Source organism: Leucobacter sp. CX87 (assembly GCF_018682295.1).
In the GTDB taxonomy this organism is placed as follows: domain Bacteria; phylum Actinomycetota; class Actinomycetes; order Actinomycetales; family Microbacteriaceae; genus Cx-87.
On record NZ_JAFIRI010000001.1, the window covers coordinates 258,243 to 273,473 of the forward strand.

Below are 15,231 nucleotides of genomic sequence, written 5' to 3' on the forward strand. Positions count from 1 at the left end.
TTCTGGTCGCCGCAAATCGGCCACCTTTTATTTCAATCCCGGGGGAGTCGCGGCACGCTCACCCACGATTCCGTCCCTCTCAGTGATCGAAACGTGGGGTGCCGCTTCTCTGCTCTGGATGATTAGACTCGGCCTGACGGGAGCCCAGATGAAGCTGAAGATTGACCAGAGTGTGGCGACGCCGCCGTTCGAGCAGCTGAAGGATCAGCTGCTCTCTCAGATTCGGGGCGGCGAGTTGGGGCCTGGCGCCAAGTTGCCTCCGGTGAGAAGGCTTGCCGAAGAGCTCGGCCTCGCGGCCAATACGGTTGCGCGCAGCTATCGAGAGCTCGAGGCCGACGGGTTCGTGCAGACGATGGGCCGAAACGGCACGATCGTCTCGTCAATCCTCAACGAACCTGACACCCACGCACGCGCACTCTCTTTAACGCGCGAGTATGTCGATGCCATGGCGGCGCTGGGGTTTGGGCGTGACGATGTTGCTCGTTATGTCACGCGTTCGGACCGGAGCGGGCAGCAAGGCTGAGCTCTGTGCTCGGGGCAATGGCGTCGCGTGTAAACGGGCCGACGCCGGGCAACCTCCCGCACCCCCAGGTCAACGCGCCCGCCGCGAGGAGCGCCACCAGCAGTCCGCCGCAATACATTGCCAGAGACATGAGGCCCTGCGAGGGAAGCAAGAACCCGTAGGGCACCCATCCGTCGGTCGCCCCGCGCATGAGGACGACGGAGAGCCAGAGCAGCGGGTAGGGCAGCACGATCCACAGGCGCCGCCACGGGAGCGCCGTCCGATCTCCGACCAGCGCCCAGTCGAGCAGGGTGTAGAGCGGAAATAGGAGGTGCAGGATCACGCTCGCCCACAAGGGCGCTGTGCCGGTGCCAGGCACGAGCACGTTGTAGATCACTCCGACGACGAGCATGCAGACCGTGGCTAGCGCGCGGAACGACACGAGCCAGGTGGGCGAGGCAATGCCCCGCAGATTCCGCGCCCCGGTCACCACGAGGACGACGCTCGTCAGGAGGCTCGTGAGATTGGTGAAGTATCCAAAATAGTCAATGGGATTCGCCCGGCCAGCCGCAATGCTGAGCAGGTAGGCGTACCCGATCACCGCGAGAACGACGAGACCGCATCCCACGCGAACGTAGCCGACGGCGCGGAGAACGGCTGGGCGTGGGGGTGACTCGGGCATGGCGGTCAGCCTAGCTCCGCCTCATGCGCGCGCGACTGGGGCGGGCGAGCCGGCGCAAAACGTAGACAAAAAAAGACCCGGCCAGGGCCGGGTCTTCATGGTGAGCGATACTGGGATCGAACCAGCGACCTCTTCCGTGTCAGGGAAGCGCGCTACCGCTGCGCCAATCGCTCAAACTCAAGTACAACTATATCAATTCAATAAAGTGAATGAGAAAACTCACTACACTCGAGCGGACGACGAGATTCGAACTCGCGACCCCAACCTTGGCAAGGTTGTGCGCTACCAGCTGCGCCACGTCCGCATTTGTCCGCATTGCTGCGTACCTGGATTACTTTAGCCCGACTGTTCGAGCCTCACCAAATCCTGCGACCGAACGCCGTTTCTGCAGCGGAATTCCGGGATTTTTGTGCTCGGCTCGGGCGTGGCGAACCATCACTATGACGCTGTGCGGCGAGGGATCAGGTTTCGCGCGGGCCATTCCGGAATACTTGCCGCATGGCTACGGGTAAGCGGCGAGTGCTGGCGCGAATCGGATGGACGATCGCGACGGTGCTGATCCTGGTGATTGCCGTAACGGCATACATCAACAGGCAGCAGATCTCTGACAGGATCGCTGCGGCCGGCTTCGACGCGCCGCCAGCGATCACACAGCTCGCCGATCGGCTGGACCTCACCGAGGCGGGATCGATCGTGTTCTTCGCGACACAGCCGACGCTCGAGAGCAGCCAGCATTTCAATGAACAATGCTCGCGGGTTGATCACGTCGATGGCGGGCACGTCCTCGGCTGCTTCAGCGACGGCAACATTCATCTCTTCGAGGTGACCGACGAGCGTCTCGACGGGATCGTCGAGGTCACCGCCGCTCACGAGCTGCTGCACGCGACGCACGCGCGCATGAGGGAGAGCGAGCGGCAAGAGTTCGACCGACGGCTCGAGCAGGAGTACGAAACCCTCGCCCAGAACGACCCGGCGCTTGCGGCGCGCATGCAGGTCTACGAGGGGCTGTCGCGATCAGGGTTTGCGAACGAGCTGCACTCGGTCCTCGGTACCGAGGTCGCGGACTTACCCGAGTGGCTCGAGGAACACTATGCGCGCTGGTTCGAGGACCGGTCGCAGATCGTCGCCCTGTTCAACGACTACCACGGCCTGTTTGTGGCGCTGCAGCAGGAGGCAGACGCGCTCACCGCTGAGCTCGAAGCGATTCGCGCGGATGTCGAACAGCGCAATGCAGCGTACTCAGCTGCGGTCGACGCCTTCAACGTCGATGCGCGAGAGTTCAAGCGACGCAACGAGAACTTCGAGTTCTCGAGCAATATCGAGGAGTTCAACCGCATTATGTCTGACCTGGAACAGCGACGGCTCGCGCTCGACACCGAGCTCGCGGCCATCCAGGCAGAGGTCGCTCGGTTCGACGAGAAGCGGGCTCGGCTCGAGGAGATCGGGCAAACCTCAGCGGACCTCGATCAGCAGATCGACAGTGGGCTCGCGCCCCCTGGAGACCGGGCTGAGGAGTAGCTGCTGCTGACGCGCTTCCTGCAGGATCCCGCCACTGCATGCGACTCGCCCGGGAAGTGGGCCGGAGTGCGACGGCGCCGAACGCCCCGTGTATGATCGATCGAGTCACAGGCGCACGGATTTGATTCGGGGCGCCGCCGAAGTCCAGCACCGCAGGGTGCTGCGCTCGGCGAGACGGGCGATTGGCGCAGTTGGTAGCGCGCTTCCTTCACACGGAAGAGGTCATCGGTTCGAGTCCGGTATCGCCCACCACGAGAAACGCCCCGCAGCTCATGCCGCGGGGCGTTTTGCGTGTGCCAGGCGATAGGATCAAATCGACCAATTTCATTCCCTCAGAAGGAGCGTGCCCCCGTGGCCGATGGGTTCTCCCTGTTCACTGACCGTTCTGTCGTCGCGATGCGCGTCGACGGCGAGCTGCGCGACCTGGCGCACACCGTCACTGACGAGAACACGGTCGAGGCGGTCACGATCGATTCACCCGACGGGCTGAACATCCTGCGCCACTCTGCGGCGCACGTGTTGGCTCAGGCTGTGCAGCGCATCAACCCTGAGGCGAAGCTGGGCATCGGCCCGCCCATCACGGATGGCTTCTACTACGACTTCGATCCGGCCGAGCCGTTCACTCCCGAGGACGTGAAGGCGATCTCGAAGGAGATGGACCGAATCGTCCGCCAGGGCCAGCGCTTCATGCGCCGTGTCGTGACCGAGGACGAGGCCCGGGCAGAGCTCGCGAACGAGCCCTACAAGCTCGAACTCATCGGTTTGAAGGGCGGCTCCGACGCTGGCTCGGACAACGAGAGCGTCGAGGTCGGCGGCGCCGAGCTCACGATCTACGACAACGTCGATCCGAAGACCGGCGAGGTCTGCTGGAAGGACCTCTGCCGCGGACCGCACCTGCCGAACACCCGCATGATCGGCAACGGCTGGGCACTGACCCGCACTGCTGCGGCGTACTGGCGCGGCAGTGAGCACAACCCCCAGCTCCAGCGCATGTATGGCACCGCTTGGCCGTCGAAGGATGAGCTGCGCGCCTATCAAGGACGCATCGAAGAAGCGCTGAAGCGTGACCACCGCCGCCTTGGCAGCGAGCTCGATCTCTTTAGCTTCCCCGACGAAATCGGTTCGGGGCTCGCGGTGTTCCACCCCAAGGGCGGCATCATCCGACACGAGATTGAGTCGTTCATGCGCGAGCAGTTGCTCGCGAACGGCTACGAGCTCGTGAATAGCCCGCACATCACGAAGGGCTCGCTGTTCGAGACCAGCCAGCACCTGAACTGGTACAAGGACGGCATGTTCCCGGCGATGCACCTTGACGAGATCAAGGACGCCGACGGCAACGTCACCCGGCAGGGCCAGGATTACTACCTGAAGCCCATGAACTGCCCGTTCCACAACCTCATCTTCCGCGCGCGCGGCCGCTCGTACCGCGAGCTCCCGCTGCGCCTTGCCGAGTTCGGCACGGTCTATCGCTACGAGAAGAGCGGCACGCTGGCGGGCCTCACTCGGGTACGCGGCTTGACCCAGGACGACGCGCACATCTACGTCACCGACGAGCAGGTCAAGGACGAGGTGAAGAAGCAGCTCGAGTTCGTGTTCGAGACGCTGCGCGGCTACGGCCTCGATGACTTCTACCTCGAGTTGTCGACGCGCGACCCGAAGAAGTCGGTCGGCACGGACGCCCAGTGGGACGAGGCGACCGAGACGCTGCGCGAGGTCGCACTGGAATCGGGCCTGGAGCTCGTCGCCGATCCCGGCGGCGCGGCCTTCTACGGTCCCAAGATCTCGGTCCAGGCGCGCGACGCGATCGGCCGCACTTGGCAGCTCTCGACCGTGCAGCTGGACTTCAACCAGCCCGAGCTGTTCGAGCTTGAGTACGCCGCGAGCGACGGGACGCGCAAGCAGCCCGTCATGATTCACCGCGCGCTGCTGGGTTCGATTGAGCGCTTCTTCGCGATCCTGCTGGAGCACTATGCGGGAGCCTTCCCGGTCTGGCTCTCGCCAGTGCAGGTCGTGGGCGTTCCCGTCGCCGATCAGTTTGGCGACTACCTGCAGGAGATCATCGACCGGCTGAAGGCGAAGGGTGTGCGCGCCCACGTCGATCACAGCGACGATCGCATGCAGAAGAAGATCCGCAACCACACGAAGGAAAGGGTCCCCTTCCAGCTCATCGCTGGCGAGGCGGACCGCGATGGCGGCACGGTGAGCTTCCGCTTCCGCGACGGCACGCAGATGAATGGCGTCTCGGTCGACGATGCGATCGAGCGGATTCTCGGTGCGATCGCCGCCAAGGAGCAGGTGCTCACGGCATGGGACGCCTAACCCTCGGTTCGTATATGGACGACTCGGAGCACCCCGACATGGAGGCATCGCGCGAGGCGGCAGCCGATTCCGCGCTCGCCGCTTCCGCCCACCTTGCCGGGGTGCCCGATGAGTTCCAGCGGCTCTGGACGCCGCACCGCATGGTGTACATCACTGATGGACAACAGCCCGACCGCGACGATTGTCCGTTCTGCGTGGCGCCGTCGATGTCAGACGAGGAATCGTTGATCGTGGCCCGCGGCGAGCACGCGTTCGTGTTGCTGAATCTGTTCCCGTACAACAGCGGGCACTTGCTCGTCTGCCCCTATCGGCACTTCTCGACGTACGACCTCGCGACTGCCGAAGAGGTCGCCGAGATCGGCGCGTTGACGCAGATTGCGATGCGCGTGGTGAAGCAGGTCTCGCGAAACGACGGGTACAACCTCGGTATGAACCAGGGCGAGGTCGCAGGGGCCGGCATCGCCGCGCACCTGCACCAGCACATCGTGCCGCGCTGGAAGTCCGACGCGAACTTCCTTCCGATCATCGCGAAGACGAAGGCGCTCCCGCAGCTGCTCGGCGACGTTCGCGCGTCGATTGCCGCGGCTTGGCCCGAGCCCTAGGGCTCGCGTCGCCGAATTCACGTGAGGCGACGCCGCACTGACGTAATCTAGACCGTACTGACACCAGAAGAGGATGATTCTCAATGTCCGGACACTCCAAATGGGCCACCACCAAGCACAAGAAGGCCATCATCGACTCGCGTCGCGCGAAGGCCTTCGCGAAGTACATCAAGAACATCGAGGTTGCCGCCCGCATCGGCGGCGCTGACCTTGAGGGCAACCCCGGCCTCGCCGAGGTTGTGCGGATGGCGAAGAAGAACTCGGTTCCCGGCGACAACATCGATCGCGCGATTAAGCGCGGCGCAGGTCTCACCGGCGATGCCGTCGAGTACACGACGATCATGTACGAAGGCTACGCTCCGGGCGGCATCGCGCTGCTGATCGAGTGCCTCACGGACAACAAGAACCGCGCCGCCGCGGAGGTCCGCACGGCCATGAGCCGTAATGGCGGCAACATGGCAGACCCGGGCAGCGTCGCCTATAACTTCACGCGGAAGGGTGTCATCACGATCCCCGCCGAGGGGACGACCGAGGACGACATTCTCATGGCCGTGCTCGAGGCAGGCGCGGAGGAAGTCAACGCCGCACCGAACGGCGAGACCTTCGAGGTCCTCACCGAGGCGAGCGATCTGGTGGCGACCCGCACCGCACTCATGGAGGCCGGGATCGACTATGACTCCGCCGAGGCCGAGTTCGTACCGAACCTCAAGGTCGAGATTGACGCTGAGACGGCCCGCAAGGTGTTCCGTTTGATCGACGCGCTTGAGGACCTCGACGACGTGCAGAACATCTTCGCAAACTTCGACCTCACGGACGCCGTGCAGGCCGAGCTCGCGGAAGACGAGTAGTCACCACCGCTATGCGCATTATCGGCATCGACCCCGGCCTCACCAGGTGCGGGGTCGGTGTCGTTTCTGTTTCTCCCCGCCGGAAGGTGACCTTCGAACATGTCGAGGTGGTGACGAGCGCCGCCGATACGCCCCTGCCGGAGCGTCTGTTGATGCTCGGCGAGGCGATCGGACGGATCTTAGACGGCAATCGCCCGGACGCGCTGGCGATCGAGCGCGTCTTCGCTCAGCAGAATCTGCCTAGTGTGATGGGGGTTGCACAGATCAGTGGTGTCGTCATGTTCCTGGCGGCCCAACGCGGGATCCCGGTGACGATGTACACCCCCAGCGAGGTGAAGGCCCAGGTGACCGGGTACGGCAATGCCGACAAAGGCCAGGTGACGCGCATGGTCACTCGGCTGCTGGGGCTCGACGCCCCGCCCAAGCCAGCGGACGCGGCGGATGCCCTCGCCCTGGCGATCACCCATGCCTGGCAGCTCGGACGCGGTGGCGCGGCTGTCGTCGGCGCGCCCCGTTCGGGCATTTCCGCGCAGGTCCGGATCCCGGTGACGCCCGGCGGGGAGACTCCGGCTCAGCGCGCGTGGCGCGAGGCCGAGCGCCGAGGGGCCCGCAAGTAGCTACCGCGCCGGGTGTGCCCCCGGGGCGGCTGGCCCGGGATCCTGCGGGGGAGTTGGGCCCGCGCTTGGCATCTCGGCGGTGATCGGGGCGATCGGCGGGATCGTGCGGATCGCTTGGGTCTGAATCGCCTCGATGGTGGCCTCGGCCTCGCGTTCCTTCCGCCGGCGCAAACGGCTCAGGGCGCGCTGCTCGGGCAGGCTCCAGCCGTATCGCACGGCGAGGAGACGCAACACGGTGGTCACCACGACGCAGATGATCCCCGCGACGAACACATCCACTCCGAAGGTCAGGAGTGTCACGAGAACTCCGGTCCCGACGAGGCTCGCGATCGCGTACAGCGAGCCGACGTGCATGAGCGCGATCGGGATGTTGAGCATGAGGTCACGCAGCACGCCGCCGCCGACGGCAGAGACGCCTCCGATGAAGAGTGCAGGAACGGTCGGCAGCCCCATCGCGAGCGCCTTGGTGGTGCCGATCGCGCCAAACAAGCCAATCGTGACGGCGTCGAGTAGCGTGATCACGGGGTCGACTCGCTGTAGAAGTCGCTGCAGCAACATGCCGACGAGCGCGGCGATCGTCGCTGTCAGGAGGTACCAGTTGTTCGAGAACGCCATCGGGGTGACGCTCAGCAGGACGTCGCGCAGGAAGCCGCCGCCGATGCCCGATGCGATGCCGATGATCGCGACTCCGAGCAGGTCGATTCGTTTGAACCCGGCGGCGAACATGGCGCCCTGCAAACTGCCGACACCCACCGCAATGAGGTCGATGGCGATCGGGGTCTGGAAGGTCTCGTCGAGCACCCCTCTATTCTGCGGGATCGCGACGGAATCTGTGCCCGGCGCGCCCGCAGGTGGTGCCCGGGAAGCCCCGTCATACTGGGGGAATGCCCCTCTATCGCGACGAAGGTGTGGTGCTGCGAACCCACAAGCTGGGCGAAGCGGACCGCATCGTGACGCTGCTCACGCGCGAGCGCGGGCTGCTGCGCGCCGTCGCGAAGGGGGTGCGGCGAACGTCGTCGAAGTTCGGAGCACGGCTCGAACCGTTCATGGTCGCCGACATTCAGTGCTACGAGGGCCGCACGCTCGACACCATCACCCAGGCCGAGACGTTGGGCGCGTACGGTGCCCAGATCAGCGCCGACTACGACGTATTTCGGGCCGGCAACATCATGGTGGAGATGGCGGAGCGCCTGAGCGAGGGCGCCCCGGCACACTCGCAGTACGTCCTCCTCGTGGGCGCGCTCCGCTCGCTCGCGGCGGGCGAGAACCCGTGGGCGCTCGTTCGCGATGCCTATCTGCTGCGCGCGATTGGCCTTGCGGGATGGGCTCCCGGGTTTGACGAGTGCGTCCGCTGCGGCGCGCCCGGCCCGCACACGGCCGCCGCGATTGAGTTGGGCGGTGTCGTGTGCAATGCGTGCGCCGTGCCCGGGGCGCCGCGCCTTGGGCCACTCACGGTTGACTTGTTGGGGGCCCTGCTCACCGGGGACTGGCCAGCGGCCCGCGCCGCGCCTGATGGCGCGCGCACCCAGGCGGAGGGGTTCACCGCGGCGTACACCCAGTGGCATCTCGAGCGGGGGCTCCGCTCGATGAACACCGGCGAAGGCGGCAGGCGGGGTGGCGCAGGAGCGGTGCGGAGCGCGGGAATTGGCCCCCGCTAGTTCCCCAGCCCGCTAACATCGACCCATGCAGCGCGCGCCACAAGAGATCGTGCCGGTCGACTGGACCGGGGGAGAGCCCCCGAGCTGGCAGGGCAAGGTACCCGAGCACATCGCCATCGTCATGGACGGCAATGGCCGGTGGGCCAATCGCCGCGGCCTCCCTCGGGTCGAGGGCCACAAGATGGGCGAGCAGGTCCTGCTCGACGTCGTTGCCGGCGCAATCCAGGCGGGCGTCAAGTACCTCAGCGTGTATGCGTTCTCGACCGAGAACTGGCGTCGCTCTCCCGAGGAGGTGCGCTTCCTGATGGGCTTCAACCGGGACGTGCTGCGGCGCCGGCGGGCGCAGCTCGACGCCTGGAACGTGCGCGTGCGCTGGTCCGGGCGCAAGCCCCGCCTGTGGGGGTCCGTGCTCAAGGAGCTGCGCGACACCGAGCACGCGACCCGCCACAACACCGGACTGACACTCACCATGTGCGTCAACTACGGCGGGCGGACCGAGATCACCGATGCCGTGCGCGAGATCGCGGCCGAGGTGAAGGCCGGACGACTCACCCCCGGCGGGATCACCGAGCGGACGATCGAACGGCACCTCTATGTGCCGGAGCTTCCGCCCGTCGACCTCTTTATGCGGAGCTCGGGTGAGCAGCGCACGAGCAACTTCCTGCTGTGGCAGTCCGCCTACGCGGAGATGGTGTTCCTCGATACGCTGTGGCCCGACTTCGGCCGCGCAGACCTGTGGCGCGGCATTCAGGAATATCACTCGCGCGAGCGTCGCTTCGGCGGGGCGATTGACACACCAGGGCAGGATCCTGCCAGCTGAGCGTGGGTGGAGCGCGCCGCGGGCGCTGTCTGCGAGAATAGACCGGTGAGTACAGCCACCGTTCCCCAGCAGCAATTGCGCATTGGTCCGTTGACCCTCGACACTCCCGTGGTCCTCGCGCCGATGGCTGGGATTACGAACACCGCCTTTCGTCGGCTGTGCCGCGAATTCGGCGCAGGCCTCTATGTCAGCGAGATGATCACGAGCCGAGCGCTGGTTGAGCGCACGCCCGATTCGATGCGCCTGATTCAGCACCACGAGAGCGAAACAACGCGGTCGATTCAGCTGTACGGCGTCGACCCGAAGACCGTCGCGGAGGCGGTCACCATGCTCGTCGCGGAAGACCGCGCGGACCACATCGACTTGAACTTTGGCTGCCCGGTGCCCAAGGTGACGAGAAAGGGCGGCGGCTCGGCCCTGCCCTGGAAGCAGGACCTGTTTCGCGCAATCGTTGAACAGGCGGTACGTGCTGCCGGCGATATTCCGCTGACCATCAAGATGCGCAAGGGGATCGACGACGATCACCTCACCTATCTCGACGCCGCGCGCGCGGCTGAGGGCGCCGGCGTCGCCGCAATCGCGTTGCACGGACGTACCGCAAATCAGCACTACTCGGGTCAGGCCGATTGGTCCTCCATTGCGACGCTGAAAGAGGCCATCACGAGCGTCCCAATCTTGGGCAACGGCGATATCTGGTCGGGCGCCGATGGGGTGCGCATGATGGACGAGACGGGGTGCGACGGCATCGTGGTCGGGCGTGGCTGCCTCGGCCGCCCGTGGCTGTTCGGCGACCTGGCAGCAAGTTTCAAGGCGCGTAATGGCGAGATGACCGTGGCAGAGGCGGAAGCGCTGACCGCCCGCCCGCCCCTCGGCGTCGTGATGGACGCCATGCGTCGGCACACTGAGCTGCTGATTGACTTCTTCGACGGCGAAGAGGATCGTGCCTGCCGCGACATTCGCAAGCACGTTGCCTGGTACTACAAAGGCTACGCCGTGGGAGGCGATCTTCGTCGTTCCCTGGCGATGGTCGAATCGCTCGAACAGATGGACGAGATTTTCGCCACCATGGACCGCGAGTCGCCGTACCCCGGTGAGGGCGCCGAGGGGCCGCGTGGCCGTGCTGGCGCGCCGAAGCGCACAGTCCTTCCGGCGGGCTGGCTCGACAGCCGGACGAGCGAGAACATTGACTTCATCGACCTCGCAGAGGCGGAGCGGGACGATAGCGGTGGGTAGCGGCGAGTTCGCTGCACTGGGGTATGGCCCCGACGCCGAGGAACGCTTCGTGCCCGAGCAGCACAGCGGCGTCCGCAATGATTTCGCGCGCGATCGCGCCCGAGTGCTGCACTCGAGCGGTTGGCGACGGCTTGCCGCGAAGACGCAGGTGCTCAGCCCCACCGCCGGCATCGACTTCGCCCGGAATCGGCTGACGCACTCGCTGGAGGTTGCACAGATTGGCCGCGAGCTTGCCGTATCGCTCGACCTTGCGCAAGACGTCGTCGATACCGCCTGCCTCGCCCACGACATCGGCCACCCGCCCTTCGGACACAACGGCGAGCGGGCGCTCGATGAGTGGATGACCGGCTTTGGTGGGTTCGAGGGGAACGCGCAGACGCTTCGGGTGCTCGCGCGCCTCGAGCCGAAGCGCTTCGATGCCTCGGGCGCGAGCGTTGGGCTGAACCTGACGCGCGCGGTGCTCGACGCGAGCTGCAAGTATCCCTGGCCGCGCTCGGCGCCCGAGATCGACGATGCCGAGGGTCGCGTGAAGTTCGGGTACTACGAGGACGACGCGCACATCTTTGATTGGGTGCGGACCGGCGTGGGGGAGCGGCGACGCTGTGTCGAGGCGCAGGTGATGGATCTCTCCGATGACATCGCGTACTCGGTACACGACTTTGAAGACGCCGTCGTGAGCGGGTACATCGACCCCGAGCTGCTTACCCTGCGCTCGGGTCACGGTGCGCTGATCCGCGCAATCTCGGAGTGGGCGGGCGGAAAGTTCACGAGCGACGAGCTCGCGGCCGCGTTCGACCGCATCGAGTCCGCTCCGACCTGGCTGTCAACGTGGGAGGGAAGCCGCGCCAATCAGGCCCAGCTGAAGAACTTCACGAGCGACATGATCGGACGCTTCGCTCGTGCCTCGATTCAGGCGACCCGCGAGCACGCCGCGCCCGGGCCGCTCGCACGCTACGGTGCCGACGTGATCGTGCCGCGCGAGGTGCGCGCGGAGATCGCGGTACTCAAGGGCATCGTCGCGGCGTTCGTCATGGCGAGCGGGCACCGTCAGCCGACGTATCGCCGGCAGCGCGAGCTCCTGCTTGACCTCCTCGAGGCGTTGTGGGCGGCGGGGCCGGGCGAGCTGGATCCTGCGTTTGCCGCCGACTTCCGTGCGGCGGAAAGCGAGGGCGCCGCCCGGCGCGCCGTGGTCGATCAACTCGCCTCGCTGACGGATCAGTCCGCGATCGCCTGGCACAAGCGGTTGTGCGATGTACCGCTGGTCTGATGCAAAGGCATCGCCTTTGCGACCAGCGGTAGCGACGCCACAGCGTCGCCTCGTGTGAAGCAAACGCACAGCGTTTGCCACGAGCGGTAGCGGCCCCACAGGACCGCCAGGTCTGATGCAAAGGCATCGCCTTTGCGACCAGCGGTAGCGACGCCACAGCGTCGCCTCGTGTGAAGCAAACGCACAGCGTTTGCCACAAGTGGTAGTGGCCCCGCAGGGCCGTCTGTAAGGGACCCAACCCCACACGACCGCGGTGGTGCGGTCGTCGCGGCTCAAGGTCACGCGAGAGCCGAGGCCCGGAAACCCAGCCACCCCGTCTGACCGAGTTCACGGCTGGGCGGGCCCCGCGCGACTAGACTCGGTAGTTATGGCAGGGCGGATCCGCGCGAGCGACATCGATGAGGTGAAACAGCGCACGAATCTGGGTGATCTGGTGGGCGATCACGTCGCTCTCAAGTCAGCCGGCGTGGACTCAATGAAGGGTCTCTGCCCGTTCCACGATGAGCGCAGCCCCAGCTTCCACGTGCGGCCGAACCTCGGCTACTATCACTGCTTCGGCTGCGGCGAATCGGGTGACGCAATCACGTTCGTGCAGCGCATGGACCACCTGAGTTTTACTGAGTCGGTGGAGCGCCTTGCCGCTCGGATCAGCTACACGCTCACCTACGAAGAGGGCGGCGAGAAGCGCGACGACGGCCCGAACCGGGCCCGGCTGCTCGCCGCGAACCAGGACGCGGCTGCGTTCTTCGTGGAGCAGCTCGCGGGCGCGGAGGCAGAGATCGCACGGACGTTCCTCGCCGGTCGGGGGTTCGATCAAGCGGCGGCGGCGACGTTCGGTGTCGGCTACGCGCCACGGGGTTGGGACGGGCTCTCCAAGCATCTGGCCGCGAAGGGGTACTCCCAGGAGGAGATGCTCACGGCAGGCTTACTCTCGCAAGGCAACCGTGGCGCGTACGATCGATTCCGCGGCAGGGTCATCTGGCCGATCCGCGACACCAGCGGGCAAGTTCTTGGCTTCGGCGCCCGCCGCTTGCATGACGACGACCAGGGTCCCAAATACCTCAACACGCCAGAGTCGCCGGTTTACCACAAGTCCCAGGTCCTGTACGGCCTTGACCTCGCCAAGCGCGCCATTTCGCGCGGCAAACGAGTCGTCGTGGTCGAGGGGTACACCGACGTGATGGCCTGCCACCTCGCCGGTATCGAGGAGGCGGTCGCGACCTGCGGCACCGCGTTTGGCAGCGACCACATCACGGTGCTCCGCCGCATCATGGGCGATGACACCGCAGGTGAGGTCGTGTTTACGTTTGACCCGGACGAGGCCGGGCAGAAGGCCGCGCTTCGCGCCTTTAGCGATGAGAAGCGCTTCACCGCCCAGACATACGTGGCGGTCGCACCCGACGGATTTGATCCGTGTGACCTGCGGCTACACCGGGGCGATGAAGCCCTGCGGGACCTCTTTACTCGCCGCGTCCCGCTCTTCGAATTCGCGCTCCGTCAGGCCATTGGTCGGTTCGACCTGAACAGCGTCGAGGGGCGCGTCTCCGCGCTGCGCGCAGCTGCTCCCATCGTCGCCGAGATTCGCGATGCGTCGTTGAAACCCGGGTACACCCGCGAGCTCGCGCGCATGCTTGGCGCCGAGATCGCCGAGGTGCAGCGGGCGGTCCGCGCCGCCGAATCTCGCGGCAAGAGCACCCATCAGACACCGTCGCACGCGCAGGATCCGGATCTCGTGGCGCCGGAGCAGCGTCGCGCCAGCCTGTCTGCGCTCCCAAACAATCCGAGCACGTGGCTGGAACGCGATGCCCTGATGGCAATGATGCAGCAGCCCGAGGCGATCGGCGCTGAACTCCTTGCGCAGGCCGTGACCGCCAAGGTCGACGACCCGAACCTGCGGGTCGTGCGTGATGCGATTGGCACACAACTCCCCGCTGGAAGCGATGCCAAATGGCTCGCGAGCGTCGTGGACGCAGCGCCAGGCCCGTACCAAGGCCTCGTGACCGAGCTCGCGATCGCGCCCATGCCACAGCGAAAGCCCGACCAACTCGCGGCGTATGCGCGCGATGTCGTGGTGTCGCTGCTCGAGCGGGATCTCCTGAGTTTGAAGTCCGAGCTGGTCGCCCGCTTGCAGCGGGCTGGGCACGCGGGAGAGGCGGACTCTCGCCGAATCCAGGAGCAGCTGGTAGCACTCGAACAGGCTCGACGAGGATTGAGGGAGTCATGACGTACACCGCTTGCTTCCACTCCCGATTGCCCGTATCCCGCCCCGAAGGAGCCCGGTCGTGACCGATGTTCAGCCCGACGCCGACCCCGCAGTAGTGGTCTCAGACCTGTCATTGGCCTACCCCGCACACGGGGGCGGCAAAGAGTTCCAGGCCGTTGAGGGGATGAGCCTCACCCTTCGTCGCGGCGAGACCCTTGCGGTGCTGGGGGAGAGCGGCTCAGGAAAGTCCACGCTCGCCCGCTTCCTCGCGGGACGCGCGACCGATCCGGTGCAGAAATCAGCGCACATCACCGCGATCGGCGGGGAGGCGACCGTCCTCGGCCAGCCGCTGCGCAAGATCAGTCGACGCAATCGCGGACGTCTCACAGCTTTTGTCGGTCATCTCGGGCAGGACGCGGGTGCCACGCTGCCGCCCGATCTCAACGTCGGCGATATTGTCTGCGAGCCCGTGATGGAGCGGTCGAAGAAGTTTGACCGCGAGGCGCTCGGTGAGACGATCGCCGAGATGATGGATCTCCTCGCGCTGCCGCTCACGATGTTGCAGAGCTACCCGTTTGAACTGTCGAAGGGCCAGCGCCAGCGCGTCGCCGTCATGCGCTCGCTCATCATGGATCCGGCGCTCCTGGTCGCTGACGAGCCGACCCTGGGGGTGGACGCGAACAACCGGCCCCGCATCATCAACCTGCTCAACTGGTACCGGGAGCGCACCGGGGCGACCATGCTCCTCATTAGCCACGATATTGGCATGCTCGAGGCGCTCGTGGACGAGGTCATCGTGATGCAGCACGGCCGGGCGGTGGGCCGCGGGCAGATCAACGACGTGTTCCGCGACGCTTCGCACACCTATGTGCAGCAGCTCGCTGAGGCCCTCCGGGCGACCGCGTACGACGAGATCGCGGGCGACTGAGCCTGACGTGGCGACGCGCCCGGGGCTTCGTTGA

The 15,231-nt window shown here is 65.9% G+C and carries 14 protein-coding genes and 3 tRNA genes; 13 read left to right on the forward strand and 4 right to left on the reverse strand.

All coding sequences use genetic code 11. The annotated features are described in order from the left end of the window. Positions 1–148: 148 nt before the first annotated feature. A complete protein-coding gene (locus tag KOE53_RS01210; protein ID WP_188057095.1) occupies positions 149–523 on the forward strand; it encodes a GntR family transcriptional regulator in 375 nt (124 codons plus the stop codon). On the opposite strand, the gene KOE53_RS01215 is transcribed toward KOE53_RS01210, so the two are convergent. From KOE53_RS01215 to KOE53_RS01225, 3 genes are all read right to left on the reverse strand, one after another. After that, a complete protein-coding gene (locus tag KOE53_RS01215; RefSeq protein ID WP_188057096.1) occupies positions 489–1,184 on the reverse strand; it encodes a Pr6Pr family membrane protein in 696 nt (231 codons plus the stop codon). The genes KOE53_RS01210 and KOE53_RS01215 overlap by 35 nt on opposite strands. A 98-nt stretch (positions 1,185–1,282) precedes the next feature. Beyond that, a tRNA-Val gene (locus KOE53_RS01220) sits at positions 1,283–1,357 on the reverse strand. Between the two features lie 58 nt (positions 1,358–1,415). Continuing rightward, positions 1,416–1,488: transfer RNA gene (locus KOE53_RS01225), tRNA-Gly, on the reverse strand. 194 nt (positions 1,489–1,682) lie between these two features. Here KOE53_RS01225 and KOE53_RS01230 point away from each other — a divergent pair. From KOE53_RS01230 to ruvC, 6 genes are all read left to right on the forward strand, one after another. After that, positions 1,683–2,702, forward strand: coding sequence for a hypothetical protein (locus KOE53_RS01230; RefSeq protein ID WP_188057097.1), 1,020 nt, complete (start codon positions 1,683–1,685; stop codon positions 2,700–2,702). A gap of 176 nt (positions 2,703–2,878) precedes the next feature. Next, positions 2,879–2,954: transfer RNA gene (locus tag KOE53_RS01235), tRNA-Val, on the forward strand. Between the two features lie 144 nt (positions 2,955–3,098). After that, positions 3,099–5,021 carry a threonine--tRNA ligase gene (gene thrS, locus KOE53_RS01240; protein ID WP_215401653.1) on the forward strand — a complete coding sequence of 641 codons (1,923 nt, stop codon included), beginning with the start codon at positions 3,099–3,101 and terminating at the stop codon, positions 5,019–5,021. Positions 5,022–5,059: 38 nt separating this feature from the next. Then, positions 5,060–5,623 (forward strand): HIT family protein, encoded by a 564-nt coding sequence (locus KOE53_RS01245; RefSeq protein ID WP_188045026.1) that lies wholly within the window; start codon positions 5,060–5,062, stop codon positions 5,621–5,623. 83 nt (positions 5,624–5,706) lie between these two features. Beyond that, positions 5,707–6,471, forward strand: a complete 765-nt coding sequence (locus KOE53_RS01250) for a YebC/PmpR family DNA-binding transcriptional regulator (protein ID WP_188044812.1) — start codon at positions 5,707–5,709, stop codon at positions 6,469–6,471. An 11-nt stretch (positions 6,472–6,482) separates the two neighbouring features. Next, a complete protein-coding gene (gene ruvC, locus KOE53_RS01255) occupies positions 6,483–7,088 on the forward strand; it encodes a crossover junction endodeoxyribonuclease RuvC (RefSeq protein ID WP_188044811.1) in 606 nt (201 codons plus the stop codon). Here ruvC and KOE53_RS01260 read toward each other — a convergent pair whose 3' ends face one another. Next, the gene (locus KOE53_RS01260; RefSeq protein ID WP_188057099.1) at positions 7,089–7,889 is read right to left on the reverse strand and encodes a trimeric intracellular cation channel family protein; all 801 of its coding nucleotides are present in this window, start codon (positions 7,887–7,889) and stop codon (positions 7,089–7,091) included. Between the two features lie 83 nt (positions 7,890–7,972). Here KOE53_RS01260 and recO point away from each other — a divergent pair, with 83 nt between their 5' ends. The 6 genes from recO to KOE53_RS01290 all read left to right on the forward strand — a co-directional run bounded on the left by recO (position 7,973) and on the right by KOE53_RS01290 (position 15,197). After that, positions 7,973–8,746: a DNA repair protein RecO gene (gene recO, locus KOE53_RS01265; RefSeq protein WP_188057100.1), complete on the forward strand. Its 774-nt coding sequence runs from the start codon at positions 7,973–7,975 to the stop codon at positions 8,744–8,746. A 25-nt stretch (positions 8,747–8,771) separates the two neighbouring features. Further along, the gene (locus KOE53_RS01270; RefSeq protein ID WP_188057101.1) at positions 8,772–9,566 is read left to right on the forward strand and encodes an isoprenyl transferase; all 795 of its coding nucleotides are present in this window, start codon (positions 8,772–8,774) and stop codon (positions 9,564–9,566) included. A 45-nt stretch (positions 9,567–9,611) separates the two neighbouring features. After that, positions 9,612–10,799: a tRNA dihydrouridine synthase DusB gene (gene dusB / locus KOE53_RS01275; RefSeq protein ID WP_188044807.1), complete on the forward strand. Its 1,188-nt coding sequence runs from the start codon at positions 9,612–9,614 to the stop codon at positions 10,797–10,799. Next, on the forward strand, positions 10,792–12,066 hold the full coding sequence (locus KOE53_RS01280; RefSeq protein WP_188044806.1) for a deoxyguanosinetriphosphate triphosphohydrolase: 1,275 nt from the start codon (positions 10,792–10,794) through the stop codon (positions 12,064–12,066). Before dusB ends, KOE53_RS01280 begins: the two co-directional genes overlap by 8 nt. Before the next feature lie 367 nt (positions 12,067–12,433). After that, positions 12,434–14,290, forward strand: coding sequence for a DNA primase (gene dnaG, locus KOE53_RS01285; protein ID WP_188057102.1), 1,857 nt, complete (start codon positions 12,434–12,436; stop codon positions 14,288–14,290). Between the two features lie 58 nt (positions 14,291–14,348). After that, positions 14,349–15,197: an ATP-binding cassette domain-containing protein gene (locus KOE53_RS01290; protein WP_241095588.1), complete on the forward strand. Its 849-nt coding sequence runs from the start codon at positions 14,349–14,351 to the stop codon at positions 15,195–15,197. Positions 15,198–15,231 lie beyond the last annotated feature (34 nt).

Coding starts and splice junctions, on each gene's coding strand:
- KOE53_RS01215 (WP_188057096.1), bottom strand. CDS start 1,184: ATGCCCGAGTCACCCCCACGCCCAGCCGTTCTCCGCGCCGTCGGCTAC.
- recO (WP_188057100.1), top strand. CDS start 7,973: ATGCCCCTCTATCGCGACGAAGGTGTGGTGCTGCGAACCCACAAGCTG.
- dnaG (WP_188057102.1), top strand. CDS start 12,434: ATGGCAGGGCGGATCCGCGCGAGCGACATCGATGAGGTGAAACAGCGC.
- KOE53_RS01210 (WP_188057095.1), top strand. CDS start 149: ATGAAGCTGAAGATTGACCAGAGTGTGGCGACGCCGCCGTTCGAGCAG.
- KOE53_RS01230 (WP_188057097.1), top strand. CDS start 1,683: ATGGCTACGGGTAAGCGGCGAGTGCTGGCGCGAATCGGATGGACGATC.
- KOE53_RS01245 (WP_188045026.1), top strand. CDS start 5,060: ATGGAGGCATCGCGCGAGGCGGCAGCCGATTCCGCGCTCGCCGCTTCC.
- ruvC (WP_188044811.1), top strand. CDS start 6,483: ATGCGCATTATCGGCATCGACCCCGGCCTCACCAGGTGCGGGGTCGGT.
- KOE53_RS01250 (WP_188044812.1), top strand. CDS start 5,707: ATGTCCGGACACTCCAAATGGGCCACCACCAAGCACAAGAAGGCCATC.
- thrS (WP_215401653.1), top strand. CDS start 3,099: ATGCGCGTCGACGGCGAGCTGCGCGACCTGGCGCACACCGTCACTGAC.
- KOE53_RS01270 (WP_188057101.1), top strand. CDS start 8,772: ATGCAGCGCGCGCCACAAGAGATCGTGCCGGTCGACTGGACCGGGGGA.